Below are 16,617 nucleotides of genomic sequence, written 5' to 3' on the forward strand. Positions count from 1 at the left end.
GATAGGTATGCGCAATAGCGATAGCTTAAGCGGCTTTCCTCTTCTGCACGACTATCAGCTTGAAGAGATGTGGAGAACTCCGCAGTCAATCCATCAATCACAGAGAAAACGAGGGCGTGAGGGTTGGAATTGGCGGCAAAGGGTTCAATATGCGATAGGGCATGCGCTGAACGAATACTTTGGAATGGAAGTAGAGGTACGGCGAGAAGTCCCTGTTCAGTATGTGTTGGAGAAGTGGTGGCCTAAGCAGTCGAACAGTTTTGAATCTTTGTTCCATTACTGGGATGTCAAAAATAAAGTGTCAGGCGAGTTGTCAAAAATATGTGCCTTAAATAATGACTTATTGGTGCCTGTGATGTTGTATGAACAATTTTGTACAGTGGTACCTGAGTTGGAGGTCGATATTTCGCTGATTGTTCAGGCAGCCTGGCAACAATCAGAACAAGCGGATTCATTGCTGATTCAAAAGTATATGGTGGACTACAACCCTAACGTTATTAGTACATTTCATCATTTAACAAATGTATTTTGTTATTATGCATTTGGAGCTCTTCCTCAGCTTATCGAAGTTTACTGTCTGCTAGAAGGGAAGAAGGTTCGTTTTCTTCCTGGTTTGGCTTCTTTACAGCAATCTTTGGATTACGTACGACTACTAAAAGACTCCAGAGAGGATATGCATGGTACGGCAGAACGCTGTCGCTGCAGGGGATGTATGGGGCAGCAAGCTTCTCAGCAGAACAGAGCGAATAAGGACAAGAAGGAAGAGCGGGAGGCGAAAAACTGTAGGGATCGGTCAGTTGGACCTACGCTTTTCTCTTAGGATTATTGTGTGAACCTTTAAATGTAAACTATCCCTTTTCATGAAAGAACCTTGGAAACAAGGTTCTTTTTTGTGAAAAAAAATTCTGAAAAAACTGAAAATTTATATTGCCTGAATAGATAAATATATCTATAATATTTCAATGTACAATAGTTATATGAAAATATTTAAATATAATGAAGACGGTTTGTGGACTATGGATCAACTTGTCTTACGTACATAAACAAGTCCTGTCTTGTGCATGGCTCGCTGCCATGTGTTTATTTATGCTCTACATTTGGTTTAATGGCCTAATATTTCAATTTTAAAATATTAGCGTTGAATAATAAAAATTTTTTGGACAACAGGGGTGGAACAAGTGAGTAAGAAAACTGTATTGCCGATTCTCATCGTGCTGCTCATTCTGAGTGGTGGAGCTATTGGCTACTATTATTGGTATCAGGCAACACACTTTGTTAAAAGTGACGATGCGCGCATTCAAGCCGATCAGTATAAGGTAATGCCGCAAATCTCCGGTGAGATTAGCCACATTGATGTTGAAGAAGGCGATGTGCTGCAACGCAATGAACCGATTGCCGAGCAAGATGTATCAGGACTGGATGCAAGCATGATCAGCAAGTCTGTACTGCGTGCGCCGATTAACGGAACTGTTATTAAGATTTATTCGAAAGAGCATGAAATTGGAACACCGGGTAGTGCTGTAGCGACTATGGTTGATATGAACAACCTGTATGTATCCACGAATATTGAAGAAACCGATATTAACCGTATTAAACCAGGACAGCTTGTTGACATTACGCTTGATGCAGCAGGCGATCAGGTCATTCAGGGTAAGGTTCGTAAAGTGGGCGAAGCTTCCAATGCAGTGTTTTCGCTCGTTCCTGCTGTGAACACAAGTGGTAACTTTAATAAGGTGACTCAACGTGTACCTGTAGAAATTGCTGTGAACAAGCCGAAGGACATGAAGCTTATCCCTGGGACGAACGTGGAAGTAAAAATTCATACATCTTAAAAAGGAGGGGTCCATGTGGCTGCCAATGAAACTGCTGCTGCTCCTTCGACAGATTCTTCCAAAGAACGCTGGCTTGCCTTTTTTGCTATCGTTTTAGGCGCCTTTGTCGCCATTCTGAACAACAGTCTGATCAACGTCGCCATTCCACGATTGACGACAGATTTAGGGTCAACGACGACACGTATTCAGTGGGTTATTACAGGTTACACGCTTGCATCCGGCGTAATCGTCCCGATTACCGGATATATGGAGCAGCGTATCGGGTACAAAAAGTTTTTGATTCTTGCGCTCAGCGTGTTCTCGTTGGGAACAGGAATATGTATTTTTGCATGGAGTGATTCTTCCCTGATTGCAGCGCGTGTACTGGCTGGTCTGGGCGGCGGTGTCATTATGCCGCTGAGTATGACGATTATTTACAAAATCATGCCGCGTGAACAAATCGGGATGTCCCTTGGTATATGGGGGATCGCCGCAATGGCCGCACCAGCTGTAGGGCCTACGCTGAGTGGCTACTTAATTGAATGGTTTAACTGGCGTTTCTTGTTTATTGTCAGTCTGCCGGTTGCTTTATTTGCCATTTTAATGGTCATCCTTCTCATCAAGGAGCCGCCTAAGGTTACGCCGAAACCGTTTGATCTGCCAGGATTTTTACTAGCGGCAACCTGTGCAGGAACACTCTTGTACGCACTGACAAACGGCCAGCGTGATGGCTGGACTTCTTTTGGGATTGTATCTCTGCTGTTTATTTCTTTCTGGGCACTTGTCTTTCTCATCTATGTAGAAAGCGGCAAGGATAATGCTGTAATTGAAATTTCATTATTCAAAAATTCAAAATATACGATTAGTGTTATCGCCTCCAGTCTGGTCATGATGGGGATGTATGGAGGAACGTTCCTTACACCGTTGTTTTTGCAAAATATTCAGCGCGTGTCACCGATTGATACTGGTATTATCCTCATTCCACAGGCCATTGCCATGGCGGCCATGATGCCTATCGCCGGGAAGCTGTTTGATAAGTTCGGCATTGTGCCTTTGGGACTTGTAGGCCTGACACTAACCAGCTTTATGACCTATCATCTTCATCAGCTTACGCCAGATACTTCGCATGCCTGGTTGGAAACCGTAATGGCATTACGAGGTCTGGGAATTGGTATTTGCATGATGCCATTGTCCACGGTCGGCATGAATGCTGTTCATCCGAGCAAGGTAGCCAATGCGTCTACAGCGTCCAATCTTGTACGTACTGTGGCTGCATCTATGGCGATTGCGGTACTGACCGCCATTATGCAAAGCCGTTCAGCTGCTCATGCCCAGCAAATTTCGGAGTCCATTACACAGGACTCAGCTCATACGCTACAGGCGACATTGGGTAGCTCATGGATGTCATCCATAAGTAGTTTAATCACACTGGATGCTACATCGAGAGGAATTGGGGATACGTTCCTCATTTCATCTATACCGCTGTTTTGCACGATTCCACTCATCTTTTTGTTTATTCAGAGGAAGAAAGCAAAGACACAGCCGGAAGCTTAATAAAGAGAAATACAAAAATATCGACTGGATGGCTTACATTATTTCCACGGACAGAAAGAAAGGGAATTATCATGAAAATATTGAGAGTAGAAAGTACATTAGCGGCTTTAGTCCTCGGCGGCGCAGTGCTGGCAGGCTGCTCCAGTAATAGTGGAGCGGCTCAGGACATGGTCGTTCCAGTTAAAATTAGTCAAGCACAGCAGGGGATTATCGGACAGGGAAATATTTATACAGGTACGGTAACACCTTCGGAAACCGTCAATATTGTGCCTAAAGTAGGCGGTAAAGTGGTTGAGCTGCCTGTGGATATTGGTTCTGAGGTTAAAAAGGGCCAAGTCCTCTTCAAGCTTGACGATAAGGATATGCGTAACAATGTTGCAAAAGCTCGCGCCGCAGCAGCAGCCGCAGCAGCTGGCGTAAGTACCGCTCAAGCATCCCATGAATCAACGATGGTTCAAGCAACTTCGGGCTTAGTGCAGTCCAAGAGCGGTGTGATTCAATCCCAAAGCGCAATCAATCAGGCTCAGGGGGCTATTAATCAAGCAACTACAGCCGTAGAACAAGCGACACATGGTGTTTCCTCGGCAGCCAATACGGTGAAACAAACACAGCAAGCTTTGGCAGATGCACAAAAGAATGTAACACGTACACAAAGTCTGTTTGATGCTGGTGCGAGCACCCAAGCACAATTAGAACAAGCAAAAACCGCAGTTGTGAATGCGGAAGCGGCTTATAATAATGCACAAAATGCGCAGGCTAATGCAAAAGACCAATTGATAGCTGCTCAAAAGGCTCTAACTACAGCCCGTAACAGCTATGATACAGCAAAAAATAGCTACAGTAATGCTAACAGCGGCTACAGCAATGCGCAGAATCAGCTTAAAGTATCTCAAAATACGGCTGGCATCGAGTCTAGCCAACAATCTCTTAAGCAGGCACAACTGAATGTAAACATTGCTCAGGATGCATTGGATGACACCGTTGTTACATCACCGATCAATGGTATTGTGGGTACGAAAAATGCAGAAGTGGGCGAAATGGTATCCGCTCAGTCTCCTGCGCTAGTCATTGCTAACCTGAGTACGGTCAATACATTGATTTATGTCCCTGCGGAACAGATCAACAATGTAAAAGCAGGTGACAAGGTACAGGTTCGTGTTGCAGCCTCCAACATTGTAACAACAGGTACAGTAAAAAATGTAAGCCCGTTGGATGCAAGCGGAAAAGGTTATCCTGTAAAAATCTCAGTAGCCAATCCAGACATGAAACTGAAATCCGGCATGTTGGCTGATATCAGCTTTGTCGCTGCCAATGCGCAAGAAGGCATTGTTGTTCCTACTGCGGCAGTTCAAAAGGATCAAGGTAAAGAATATGTATATGTAGTAAGCGGCGACCATGCGAAACGCAAGGAAGTGAAAACTGTTCAAACGACAGGCTCACAAACACTCATTACCAGTGGCTTGAGCAAGGAAGAGAATGTGATTGTGAATAATCTGGCATTGCTGTCCGATAACTCACCGATTACAATTACCCAATAACTTGGTTCTAAACTTGCGTTCTTTATAATAGTAGAAATTTATTATGGATACATTCCAAGGCAGCCCGCAATTGGGCTGTCTTGTTTTTATTTCATTTGCACATTTTACATAGGGTTAATGTCGATCTGGGACTTTTTTTGACGAACATTGGTAGAATAGGATAGACTAAATTGGAAATAGATAGTTTACGAGATCTCAGACAAGCGATCGGAGGAATTGTGAGATGGAAGTGAAATTGGTTGTAGATTATGAAGCTTATGAGAATGGCCAAACGATGGCTAAATCTATTGAGGAACTGGCAGCCAAGCCGGAGAGTGCCCAAGTTACGGATCTGATCATTGGAGATTGGGGCGGAGCCTATGAAAATTCACCAGATGATTTTATACCCGTGTTAGTGAAGCTAAAAGATCAATTTCCTAAGGTGCGCAAGCTGTTTATTGGTGATATGGAATATGATGAGTGTGAGGTATCATGGATTAACCAAACGAATCTGTCCCCGCTGTTAGAAGCGTTTCCAAAGCTTGAATCCTTACATATTAAAGGAAGCCAGGATCTGAGCTTGGAACCCCTTCGCCATAATCATCTTCAAGAATTGGTTATTATTTGTGGCGGTCTACCTGTGAGCGTCCTTCGACAAATCCGTAATGCCGAACTGCCTGAACTGCGCAAGCTGGAGCTGTATTTGGGTGTCGAGGATTATGGTTTTGACGGTAAACTGGAAGATATTTTACCGTTTTTGGACAGCAATCCTTTTCCCAAACTTACATACTTGGGACTCAAAGATAGTGAGATACAGGATGAAATTGCCATTGCTGCTGCTAATGCCCCTGTGATTGGACAACTGGAAGTACTGGATCTCTCACAAGGTACTTTGTCTGATCAAGGTGCAGAAGCGTTGCTGGCTAGTGAAAGTATAAAAGGACTGAAACATCTGGATTTGAGCTATCATTATATGTCTAGTGAAATGATGGGGCGCTGGAAGAACTCTGGTTTATCTGTGAACGTAGAAGATCAACAAGAAGCAGATGAAGAAGATGATTGGCGCTATCCATCACTGACAGAGTAATTTGCTCCAATGGATTTCTAAAACGGATTGACTTTAAAATTAAAAAGAATAAAAGTGAGGCGGCTCTATGATGAAGATGTGGGATAGTAATGTCAACGAGCCGTTTATCTTGTTCGGTAATTCGGGGAATCGTCGAACTACGGGGCTGCAGGAAGCACGAAGCAGATTAATGCTTCCGTCAGCTCTGGAGGTCTCCTATACAGATGTGTTGGGGGCCATTCGAGAGAAACACAGTCTGAACGAACTGATGGTCAGGATAGCTGCACAAGCTGCGCAAGATAGCGTGAATGGCAGTGTCCAATTGCAAGAGAGCATTGATCAATTACTGAAAGGTCGGGTGGACAGAGGCCCGCTGCTACGTCTGGATGCACCGGGCGAAAACTTTGAGGTAGAGCGGGAGTTGATTGCTCTGGGCGCCCCGGATGCCGAGGGAGACGATTCTCTGTTGCCATGGCCGGAATGGGCACATGGCACAGGTATACTAGCGGCAGAAGCGCGCCGTTTGCAGGAACAGCGTGGTCGCATTTGGCACCCGGCACAATGGTTCCGGGGCTATTGCCGTCTGCTGGCTTGGCTGCGGCATGAAGTAGATCGGCTCTGGCCTTCGTCGCGCTGGATGAACGATCCTGCGGAAGTAGCCGTCATGTTTGACAAACGGCGTTGTAGCGCCGTATTAGACCAGGCAGACATCAGGGTCCCGCCTGTGCTTACAGCTTCAGGCGGTGCTTTTCGTGATGCTGTTGATCTGCATGCAGCTATGAAAGAGAGTGGGTTTCACCGCGTATTTGTGAAAATATTTTGCGGGTCAGGCGCTTCTGGTGTCATGGCTTATCAAGTACATCCCAAAACGCATGCAGAACTGGCGGTAACTACGATTGGAACAGAGATCATACACGGACAGCGTGTGTATTATAATGCCGGACGATTGCGTCGTTATACAGACAAGCAGGATATTCATGCCATCCTTAACTGGCTATGTTCGGAAGGGGTACATGTGGAACGCTGGATTCCCAAAGCGACCTTGAACGGACGTGTTTATGATGTGCGTCAACTCGTGTGTGAATCAGAAGCTTGTCATGCGGTTTTACGTTTGAGCCACAGCCCCATCACAAATCTACATTTGCGTAATGAGCGGCTCTTGCTGGAGGAAGCCGAACTACCACAAAGTACGGTGGAATCGGTTCAGCATACTGCAAAAGCCGCCATGAGGGTCTTTCCGGCGTCCATGGTTGCTGGACTGGATGTGCTTGTTCCGGCTCACGGTGGTCGTCCCTACGTATTGGATGTTAATCCGTTCGGTGATTTACTGTACCGGGTTGAACATCAGGGTTGGAATCCATATGAATGGGAAATGTTGCACCTTGCTAATAGGAGCGTAGTTTTGGAAAGGAAAGACAGATAATGACTGATATGAATCAAATTGTTGGCTCTCATGATATTGTCATGATTACGCTGGATACCCTGCGTTATGATGTAGCCAAGCTGGAGGAAGAAAACTGTCCGAATTTATGCGGCTCCGGGTCGTGGGAAAAGCGCCATACACCAGGGAGCTTTACATATGCTGCACACCATGCTTTTTTTGGCGGATTTTTACCGACTCCGGCCAATACGGATAAGGCTTCACATGTCAGGCTGTTTCACACAAAAGATACGGGACTGCGTACGCATCCACATACCTGGCTGTTCGATGCTCCGGACATTGTGTCCGGGCTGGAGAACGAGGGCTATCGGACCATCTGTATCGGCGGCGTTATATTTTTTACGAAGAAGAACAAGCTGGCCAAGGTACTGCCCGGATATTTTCAAGAGAGCTACTGGCGCATGAACTTTGGCGTTACCAACCCTCGTTCAACAGAGCATCAGGTGAATCATGCCTTGAAGCTGTTGGAAAAGGCAGACCCTGCACAGCGCTTGTTTTTGTTTATGAATGTATCAGCCATCCATGGGCCTAATCATTATTTTGTAAAGGGCTCTTCAAAAGATTCAGTAGAGTCTCAACGAGCAGCTTTGCGGTATGTGGATGGTGAACTTGGACGCTTGTTTGATGCTTTGCGGAAGCGTGGCAAGACGTTTTGCATGGCTTTTTCCGATCATGGTACAGCTTATGGGGAAGACGGCTACGAAGGGCATCGCCTGGCGCATGAGGTAGTGTGGAATGTGCCTTACCGCGAATTTATACTGTAGGACAAAAAGAAACGTAGTTTGCACTGGTAAATGATCAACAATCCAATCCAGCGCGAGGAAGGAGCAGAAATGAAAGCCATGAATCTGAATCACCTGCATCCAATGGGCCCAGCAACCCAGACTTCTCCGGGAATGGACACTAATTTAGTAACGTCTAGATTTCAGTGGCCGGATACTCCTGTAGAATGGGCACGTACGATCCGAGAAGCTCCCTATCGCTCCTATCTGTATTCTTACCCGCATAAAACGGCCTATCGTTCGTTCGATACACCGCTCCCATTGCAGGAATTGTGGGAGAAAGAAGAGTTGGAAAGCTATTTTTTGTATATGCATATACCGTTTTGCGCAGCTCGCTGTGGATTTTGTAACCTGTTCACTTTGCCAGACAAGCGTCAGGATGTGCATAAGGAGTATGTGGATGCGCTAGAAAGACAAGCTCGGCAATGGGCTCCAATTATGGGGGGTCGGCCTTTTTCGCGTTTTGCGATTGGCGGTGGTACACCGACCTTATTGGAGGCTCCTTTGGTGGGGCGTTTATTTGACATTGCGGAAAATATTATGGGATTGGACCCCAAGCGAGCTTCTATTTCAGTTGAAACCTCTCCAGACACTGTAACTGAGGATAGGCTGGAAGTGCTCAAGCGCCGCGGTACAGATCGTGTCAGCATGGGAATCCAGAGCTTTGTGGAATCAGAAAGTGCCGCCATATACCGACCTCAGAAGCCAAAGCTTGTTAGAGAAGCACTTGAGCGGCTGGTAGAATACAATTTTCCTTTGCTCAACGTGGATCTGATCTATGGTCTGCCTGGTCAAACGGTGGAAACCTGGCTGTATTCTCTGGAGGAAGCTCTGTCTTATTCGCCAGGAGAGATCTTTCTTTACCCGTTATATATTCGTGAAAATACGATTTTAAAGCCCGGCTATACCGGACTGGATCACGATATTCGCCTTAGCTTGTATGAAGTAGCGCGTGAACGGCTCAAACAGGCAGGATATGTACAATATTCCATGCGCCGTTTTGCTAAAAATGAGGGTACATCCAGCAAAGAGCTTTTGCCCTACAGTTGCCAGGAGGAGGGCATGGCTGGATTGGGGTGCGGAGCACGCTCTTATACACGCGATGTACACTATGCCAGCCGGTATGGTGTCAGTACAGCAGCCACACGTAGTATTATCGCGGATTATGTGGCGGCGGAGCGTCATGATCTGGCTGACTACGGCTTTATTTTAAATGCGGATGAGCGTAAGCGGCGCTTTATCCTGAAGGCACTTCTTCATCGGGAAGGATTGGAACTATGCGCCTATGCAGAGCGCTTCGGTGTATCCCTGGAAGACGATTTTACAGGAATGTCACTGCTGCTAGAATCGGGTATGGCTGTGGTCGAGGAGGGCACGCTTCGACTTACGGAGGAAGGAATGGCCTATTCCGATGCGATTGGGGACTGGATGATTTCCACATCAGTACGTGAGCGTATGGAAGGATATGTAGGCGCATGAGAGCGACCTTATATTATCGTGGTTCGCTGACCTCATGCAACTATGCTTGCCCTTACTGCCCATTCAGTAAAAACGTCGATAGTCGGGAAACGTTGAACAAGGATCGGGCGCAGTTGGAACGTTTTGCTGATTGGGTACGAGAGCAGGGCGCTTTGGGGCACCAGCTCTCCATTTTTTTTAATCCATATGGAGAAGCCTTGATTCATTACTGGTATCGTAAGACCATGATTGAGTTCTCCCATATGGCGCATGTGGAAAAAGTGGCCGTACAGACGAACCTTTCGGCTAAGCTGGATTGGACAAAAGAACTAAATCCAGAGACAGCTGCGCTGTGGGCTACATATCATCCTGGAGAAACCAAAGAGCAAGCTTTTATATCGCAGGCTATGAAGCTATATGAACTTGGCATTTCCTATAGTGTCGGTACAGTTGGATTGAGACAGGCGTTCCCGGCTATTCGTTCTTTGCGGGCGCAACTTCCAAAAGAAGTATATATGTGGGTCAACGCCTACAAGGACCGCCCCCATTATTATACGGATGCTGAGGTTGCCGAATTAACTGCGATAGATCCCTATTTCCAATGGAATTTAAAGGATTATAGTAGCCAGGGGCGAGCATGTCGCGCGGGAGAAGATGTATTTTACGTCCAAGGTGACGGACGAGTAAAACACTGCTATCAGGATCGCCGTGTGATTGGACACCTGTACAGAGACGGTCTGGAGGGGCTGAGCGCCCAGCGTCCGTGCCGGATGAAAGAATGCGGTTGTTATATCGGTTATATCCATATGGAAGAGCAGCCATTTCGGGAAATGTACGGTAACGGCTTGCTCGAAAGGGTGCCGCATACAACCATGATGATCCATTAGACAAAAAAGAGAAAAAAAAGAACCGCCCTTGCCATCAGGCAAAGAGCGGTTCTTCTGTTTGGAAATAAGTTTGTACGATTGCCTATGCAATTTAATTAAATTTGGACAATAGCAGTAATTTCTTCATCCAGATCCAATCTGACCTGCTCGCGATAGGCACGAATATTGTATTCGGAATGAAGATATCTCAGAATCGCTTCTATCATATTAGCTTCCACTAGATATTGACTGCGTCCCTGGACATGAACTTCGGCTGTATAGCCTGTATCTTCATCCCAGCTTAGCTCCACAACCACATCGGTTGGTTGTACGCCCTTGCGTTCAGCCATATGCAGGCAAATGGCATTGACAATCTCATCCATGCTTAAAATCATAACTTAGTAACGTCCTCCACGAGAATCATCTGGTCTACGGCGATTTTTGATAGCTCGGTAGATACCTACACCAACCATAATCAGAACATAAATAGCTAGAACGTTAACGACCAGACCAAGCAAGCTACCCAATGCACCCATGTTGCCGAACAATCCGCCAAAGAGCATACCTGCCAAGCCGCCCAGCATCATACCTTTGAGGAACCCACCACCGCCACCAAGGAACCCACCGGTTCTGCTTGTGTTGCCCGTAGTAGCACTAGATTTAGTTCCACTATCAGACTTATTGATGCCGCTGCTGTCATTCGCTTTGCTTGGTGTAGATTGGTATGATTTTGGTCCGGATTTAAATCCGCCACCACGCCTTGCATCAGCTGTAGATGGTGCGATCATAGCAATGAGTAGGGTGAAAGCCATCATCAGCATCATCATATTTTTCAAAGTGAATGTCTTTTTCATGTAAATATAATCCCCCTTAGTAATTTGTGTTATAGGTCAAACAACCGCTTACCCGTAATACGATATAGCATGGAAAAGGGTTTCAAAGAATTTTAATTTTTAAAAAATTAAACGATAACGTACATAAATCCCATACACGGATTGATAAAAACGTTCAGCTTTAGGGTTTAAGTAAAAACGGATTCGTGTCTGCTCTGACATCACCGGCAAGCAGCATGCGCAGCACCATTTGGCACCATTCCAGGCCTGCTCTAGCATTTAAAAGCCCTTTTTGCACTAAAATATAGTCACCGAAATTCTTACTGCCAAAGTGTAAATTTTCTGCGGGAATGTCGTTCAGTATATCCTCTAGATGCTGGATTTTCTGAATAAAATAACGTTTACGTTCTTCCAGCATACGATTGGCACTCGTCTTGTCCGTCAACCAGAGACAGAATAATCGAAGGCTTAATTCGTCCCGTGTAACCGGAGCAGCTAACGTTTCCTGAGACCATTGCTGAAGCATATGGATTCCCTTGTCGGTAATGGTATACATTTTTTTATCAGGCTTGTCGGATTGCTGAATCCATCGGGAGGCTAGCAGTTCCTTGCTCTCCATACGGGCCAGTAGCGGATAGATCTGACTGTGCTTGGCCTGCCAAAAAGGCTGTATACGCAGCATCAGATCATAGCCGGAGGATTCCTCTCTGGCGAGTAGCCCCAACAGACCATACGATAGTAAATTCATATATCTTATCTCCTTCATCCATCTTAGTGACGGTTGTAACAGCTCTGCGGCAGATCATCTGCGGCTTCATAAAAAGTGTACACTGAAACTGTATGGTTTGACAACTTTCACACTGGTCGTTCACAGGTTAGCCAAAATTAGCTGGGGGCATTCTGTATGTATATGTGCTTTTTTTCATAGAAACAGGGTAGTTTAAGCACGTATGTACGCGCCTGAACTACCCCGGTAACTAGATATAGTGTTTACTGGTTATTCCCATCAACAACAAGTGTTAACGCTCCTGTATCTGGATGTATTACCATGCCATGAACGGGCGTATTCGGAGGGAGAAGGGGATGGTTTTTAATAAGCTTCACTGTAGTCTGTACCCCTTCTTCAATGTTGTCAAAACCTTTTAACCATTTATTCAGCTTAATACCTGAATTCTCCAATGTACTCAGCACTTCCTGCGAAATTCCGCGATCAAGCATTTCATTAACCATGTGATCAGCGTTTAATGCAGCCATGCCGCATTCATAATGACCTACAACGAGCACTTCGTCTGCTCCCAGCTCGTATAGAGCGACTAGCACACTGCGCATTACGCTTCCAAAAGGCTGTGAAATAATTGCACCCGCATTTTTGATGATTTTGACATCACCGTTACGCAGGTTCATGGCTTTGGGGAGCAACTCCGTTAGCCGCGTATCCATACAGGTTATGATAACCATTTTTTTATTAGGGAACTTGCCTGTTCTATAGGCCTCGTATTCTTTGTTTTCTACGAAAACACGATTGTACTCTAAAATTTCTTGGATGTGATCCACGATTGTTCCCTCCAGATTCTAATAAAGTTTAATATGTACCGCCCAACGTTTGATCCAGGTATTAGGAGCTGGTCGTACATGTTGTGTGTTGATTATACTTTTTAATATAATTATCATCAAGTATAGGTATCTAAAAATTTTAACCATTTTAAGTTAAAGAGGTGTCTCTAATTATGGAGCAACAAACATTGGATCAATGGACGGCTTTAAAGGAAATTGCACACAAAATCAGTGGTTACGGCGAAGCAGTCGGCTTGCTGCACTGGGATTTACGGACAGGCGCTCCACGTAAGGGCGTTGACATCCGGTCGGAGACGTTGGGCATGCTGTCCACGGAAATGTTCAAGCTGATGATCTCGGATGAAATGGGGCAGTTGCTGCAATTTTTTGCCGCAAAAGACAAGCTGGAGCAACTGGAAGACAATGATCGCAGACTGGTAGAGGAATGTCGCAAAAATTATGACCTAAATCGTTCGGTTCCGGCAGACCGCTACCGGGAGTATAGCATTTTAGCGGCTCAGGCGGAAAGCAAGTGGGAGGAAGCAAAGGAACATAGCGACTTTGCCGGATTCGAACCGTACTTGTCTAAAATCGTAGACATGAAGCGCGAGTTTATCGGTTACTGGGGGGTTAAGGATACAGAGTACGACACACTTTTGGATCAATATGAGCCAGGGATGACGGTTGAAAAGCTGGATGCGGTCTTTGATCGTCTCAAAAAGCGCCTTGTACCCCTATTGTCTAAAATTCAGGCTTCACCCAATCAGCCGGATAAAAGCTTTTTAGACGGTGTATTTGATGTAAAGCAGCAGGAAAAGTTCAGTCTGTTCATTTTAGGTCAGATGGGTTATGACTTTGACGCAGGTCGTTTGGATGAGAGTGTGCATCCATTTGCGACAGGGTTAAATCCAGGTGATGTGCGTATAACAACACATTATTTGCAAGATGATGTAACCAGTGCTATTTTCAGCTCCCTGCATGAAGGAGGGCATGCACTGTACGAACAAAATATTGCCCCTGAGCTAGCAGGATCACTACTGTCCGGAGGAACCTCTATGGGGATACATGAATCCCAGTCCCGCTTGTGGGAAAATAAAATCGGACGCAGTCGTGCTTTCTGGGATCGGTATTACGATGATCTGCAAAAGCATTTTCCTGATCGTTTGGCGAAGGTCACGGCTGAGCAATTTTACCGGGCAGTCAACCGCGTGGAAAATTCATTGATTCGTATTGAAGCAGATGAGCTGACATATAATTTACATATTATTGTCCGCTATGAAATTGAGAAAATGCTGTTTAATGAAAAGCTGGATGTAAAGCGTCTCCCTGAGGTATGGAATGCAAAATATAAAGAATACCTGGGACTTCTTCCCCCGAGCGATGGGCTGGGCGTACTTCAAGACGTTCACTGGTCCGGTGGTGACTTTGGCTATTTTGCTTCGTACTCGCTTGGCAATATGTATGCAGCGCAAATTTTGGCGACTCTGCGCAAAGAGCTGCCGAACCTGGATGAGCTGATTGCTGCTGGTGAGCTGGAGCCGATTAAGCAATGGCTGACTGAACGGATTTACCGTTACGGCAAGAGTCGGACGCCGTCTGAGTTGATTGTAGCCATTACAGGTGAGGATCTGAATCCCGATTATCTCGCCGACTATCTGGAAGAGAAATATACATCCATATACAAGCTGTGATTTAGAAGTTGTTATATAATCACACACAAAAACCCCGCGTTCTTAGGCAAATGCGGGGTTTTTGTGTGCGATTAACCATTATATCGACAGCCGCATAACAATATATGAAGTCAACGATGCAAAAAGGTGGGGAGGGAACAAGGATGAAAAACGGCACTCGTTTCAAAGCAGTGGTGGCTGCGGCACTACTCGGATTACTGTTGCTCAGTGGGTGTGCCCCCAAAGGGGAACAAACGATTGAGATCAGACTTGGCGAGGTAGCCCGTACGGTCTTTTATGCGCCGCAGTATGTAGCCTTGAGCCAGGGGATGTTTGCTCAGGAGGGACTGGATGTTCAGCTGGCTACGATCCCTGGGGGAGACAAGGCGATGACGGCGTTGTTGTCCAATCAGGCAGATATCGCGCTGATCGGCGCAGAAACATCTATTTATGTGTATCAGCAAGGAGCAGAGGACCCTATCATTAATTTCGCCCAGCTGACACAGAAGGACGGAACCTTTTTGTTTGCACGGCAGACGCAGGATAGCTTTGACTGGGAAAAGCTGAAACAACAAAATTTTTTGGGACAACGCAAGGGCGGAATGCCACAAATGTCACTTGAATTTACGCTTCGCAAACACGGCATTGATCCTCATAAGGATCTGAAGCTGATTCAAAATATTGATTTTGCCAATGTCGCCTCTGCTTTTGGCTCAGGTACAGGGGATTACGTACAGCTGTTTGAGCCACAGGCATCTATTTTTGAAAAGGAAGGTCGGGGGAGGGTGGTTGCCTCCATCGGCGTAGAGAGTGGCGAGTTGCCATATACGGTATATATGGCGAAGCAAAGCTATCTAAGCACCAATAGCGAGGCCGCTCAGAAATTTACAAATGCCATATATCGGGCACAACAGTGGATTGCTGCGCATTCACCTGAACAGATCGCCGAAGCAATTACGCCTTATTTTAAAGATACAGAATTAGCTGTTTTGACGAGTAGTATCAAGCGCTACAAGGAACAGAGTACCTATGCTATGAACCCGATGATTGAGGAAAAGGAATGGAAGAATTTACAGGATGTCATGGCCTCGGCAGGTGAGCTGAAAAGCCCTGTTGCACTAGATAAGCTGGTCAACTCAAGCTTTGCAAAACAGGCGATCTCCTCCAACTCTATCGGGAATACTGAGACAGATGTGAAAAAGAGCGCAACTGAAGCTACGGATACAGCTGTCGATGCTGGAGGTTCACCATGATGGAAGAACAGAGTGGTCTCACTGCGGATGTGACGATCCCGATGGTGAGAATGGAGCAAGTGACCCATGTGTATGTAACAGATCGGGAAGCTTCACTTGCGGTTGAGAATATCGATTTTTCCGTAAATACAGGGGAGTTTGTCAGTTTAGTCGGTCCAAGCGGCTGTGGCAAAACGACGATCCTGTCTATGATCGCCGGGCTGCTGCGTCCAGCGGCAGGTCAAGTTATGCTGCAAGGTCAGCCGGTAAGTGGCCCGAGCCCTGAGGTCGGTTACATGTTGCAGCAGGATTATCTCTTCCCGTGGCGGACGATCATGGATAACGCATTGTTAGGTCTGGAACTAAGCAACAGAGTAGATGAAGCTGCGCGTGAGCGGACACGGTTATTGCTGGAAGGCATGGGTCTGGGAGGAAAGGAGCATTTGCATCCATCCCAGTTGTCTGGAGGAATGCGCCAGCGTGTGGCGCTGGTACGGACGCTGGCGACTAATCCGGGACTGCTGCTGCTGGATGAGCCGTTCTCCGCGCTGGATTATCAAACCAAGCTACAGCTGGAGGACCTTGTTGTGCAAACCTTGCGGGAGCGAGAGAAAACGGCGATTTTAGTCACGCACGATTTGGCCGAGGCGATTGCAGTCAGCGACCGGGTTATAGTGATGGGGCGAAATCCTGGTCATATTCGGCGTACCTTTGAAATTCCGGATTCCATCCGGGAAGCCCAGCCTTTTTATGCACGCGAGCAGCCGGGCTTTAATGAGCTTTTTCATGAAATATGGGGGGAACTGGAGGCTTCGGGAGCAAAGGAGTGAGTT

The 16,617-nt window shown here is 46.2% G+C and carries 16 protein-coding genes; 12 read left to right on the plus strand and 4 right to left on the minus strand.

Going from position 1 to position 16,617, the window contains the following annotated elements:
• The first annotated feature begins 7 nt into the window (after window positions 1-7).
• The 9 genes from MMB75_RS04785 (at window position 8) to MMB75_RS04825 (ending at window position 10,516) form a co-directional block, all read left to right on the plus strand.
• Window positions 8-820 carry a hypothetical protein gene (locus tag MMB75_RS04785; RefSeq protein ID WP_016822118.1) on the plus strand — a complete coding sequence of 271 codons (813 nt, stop codon included), beginning with the start codon at window positions 8-10 and terminating at the stop codon, window positions 818-820.
• 358 nt (window positions 821-1,178) lie between these two features.
• Entirely contained in the window at window positions 1,179-1,832 is a 654-nt protein-coding gene (locus tag MMB75_RS04790; RefSeq protein WP_013371571.1) for an HlyD family secretion protein, read from the plus strand.
• Between the two features lie 15 nt (window positions 1,833-1,847).
• Entirely contained in the window at window positions 1,848-3,365 is a 1,518-nt protein-coding gene (locus MMB75_RS04795) for a DHA2 family efflux MFS transporter permease subunit (protein ID WP_016822117.1), read from the plus strand.
• A 71-nt stretch (window positions 3,366-3,436) separates the two neighbouring features.
• Complete coding sequence (locus MMB75_RS04800; protein ID WP_016822116.1) at window positions 3,437-4,903, plus strand: efflux RND transporter periplasmic adaptor subunit; 1,467 nt, start codon at window positions 3,437-3,439, stop codon at window positions 4,901-4,903.
• Between the two features lie 223 nt (window positions 4,904-5,126).
• Entirely contained in the window at window positions 5,127-5,969 is an 843-nt protein-coding gene (locus MMB75_RS04805) for an STM4015 family protein (RefSeq protein WP_016822115.1), read from the plus strand.
• Between the two features lie 67 nt (window positions 5,970-6,036).
• On the plus strand, window positions 6,037-7,371 hold the full coding sequence (locus MMB75_RS04810) for an STM4014 family protein (protein ID WP_016822114.1): 1,335 nt from the start codon (window positions 6,037-6,039) through the stop codon (window positions 7,369-7,371).
• Window positions 7,371-8,153 carry an STM4013/SEN3800 family hydrolase gene (locus MMB75_RS04815; RefSeq protein ID WP_017427603.1) on the plus strand — a complete coding sequence of 261 codons (783 nt, stop codon included), beginning with the start codon at window positions 7,371-7,373 and terminating at the stop codon, window positions 8,151-8,153. The genes MMB75_RS04810 and MMB75_RS04815 overlap by 1 nt, the downstream gene beginning before the upstream one ends.
• Window positions 8,154-8,222: 69 nt before the next feature.
• Window positions 8,223-9,650, plus strand: coding sequence for an STM4012 family radical SAM protein (locus MMB75_RS04820; protein ID WP_016822112.1), 1,428 nt, complete (start codon window positions 8,223-8,225; stop codon window positions 9,648-9,650).
• Window positions 9,647-10,516: an STM4011 family radical SAM protein gene (locus MMB75_RS04825; protein ID WP_016822111.1), complete on the plus strand. Its 870-nt coding sequence runs from the start codon at window positions 9,647-9,649 to the stop codon at window positions 10,514-10,516. Before MMB75_RS04820 ends, MMB75_RS04825 begins: the two co-directional genes overlap by 4 nt.
• Window positions 10,517-10,611: 95 nt before the next feature.
• On the opposite strand, the gene MMB75_RS04830 is transcribed toward MMB75_RS04825, so the two are convergent.
• From MMB75_RS04830 to MMB75_RS04845, 4 genes are all read right to left on the minus strand, one after another.
• A complete protein-coding gene (locus MMB75_RS04830) occupies window positions 10,612-10,890 on the minus strand; it encodes a YxcD family protein (RefSeq protein ID WP_016822110.1) in 279 nt (92 codons plus the stop codon).
• Between the two features lie 3 nt (window positions 10,891-10,893).
• The gene (locus tag MMB75_RS04835) at window positions 10,894-11,349 is read right to left on the minus strand and encodes a hypothetical protein (RefSeq protein WP_016822109.1); all 456 of its coding nucleotides are present in this window, start codon (window positions 11,347-11,349) and stop codon (window positions 10,894-10,896) included.
• 160 nt (window positions 11,350-11,509) lie between these two features.
• Window positions 11,510-12,076 carry a PadR family transcriptional regulator gene (locus tag MMB75_RS04840; protein ID WP_016822108.1) on the minus strand — a complete coding sequence of 189 codons (567 nt, stop codon included), beginning with the start codon at window positions 12,074-12,076 and terminating at the stop codon, window positions 11,510-11,512.
• A gap of 242 nt (window positions 12,077-12,318) precedes the next feature.
• Complete coding sequence (locus MMB75_RS04845) at window positions 12,319-12,882, minus strand: beta-class carbonic anhydrase (protein ID WP_016822107.1); 564 nt, start codon at window positions 12,880-12,882, stop codon at window positions 12,319-12,321.
• Between the two features lie 173 nt (window positions 12,883-13,055).
• Here MMB75_RS04845 and MMB75_RS04850 point away from each other — a divergent pair, with 173 nt between their 5' ends.
• From MMB75_RS04850 to MMB75_RS04860, 3 genes are all read left to right on the plus strand, one after another.
• Window positions 13,056-14,573 (plus strand): carboxypeptidase M32, encoded by a 1,518-nt coding sequence (locus tag MMB75_RS04850; protein ID WP_017427606.1) that lies wholly within the window; start codon window positions 13,056-13,058, stop codon window positions 14,571-14,573.
• 143 nt (window positions 14,574-14,716) lie between these two features.
• Entirely contained in the window at window positions 14,717-15,805 is a 1,089-nt protein-coding gene (locus tag MMB75_RS04855; protein WP_017427607.1) for an ABC transporter substrate-binding protein, read from the plus strand.
• Window positions 15,802-16,614 (plus strand): ABC transporter ATP-binding protein, encoded by an 813-nt coding sequence (locus MMB75_RS04860; protein ID WP_016822104.1) that lies wholly within the window; start codon window positions 15,802-15,804, stop codon window positions 16,612-16,614. The genes MMB75_RS04855 and MMB75_RS04860 overlap by 4 nt, the downstream gene beginning before the upstream one ends.
• Window positions 16,615-16,617: the final 3 nt, after the last annotated feature.

The sequence above is a fragment of the Paenibacillus sp. P2(2022) genome (assembly GCF_029522175.1).
Classification (GTDB): domain Bacteria; phylum Bacillota; class Bacilli; order Paenibacillales; family Paenibacillaceae; genus Paenibacillus; species Paenibacillus polymyxa.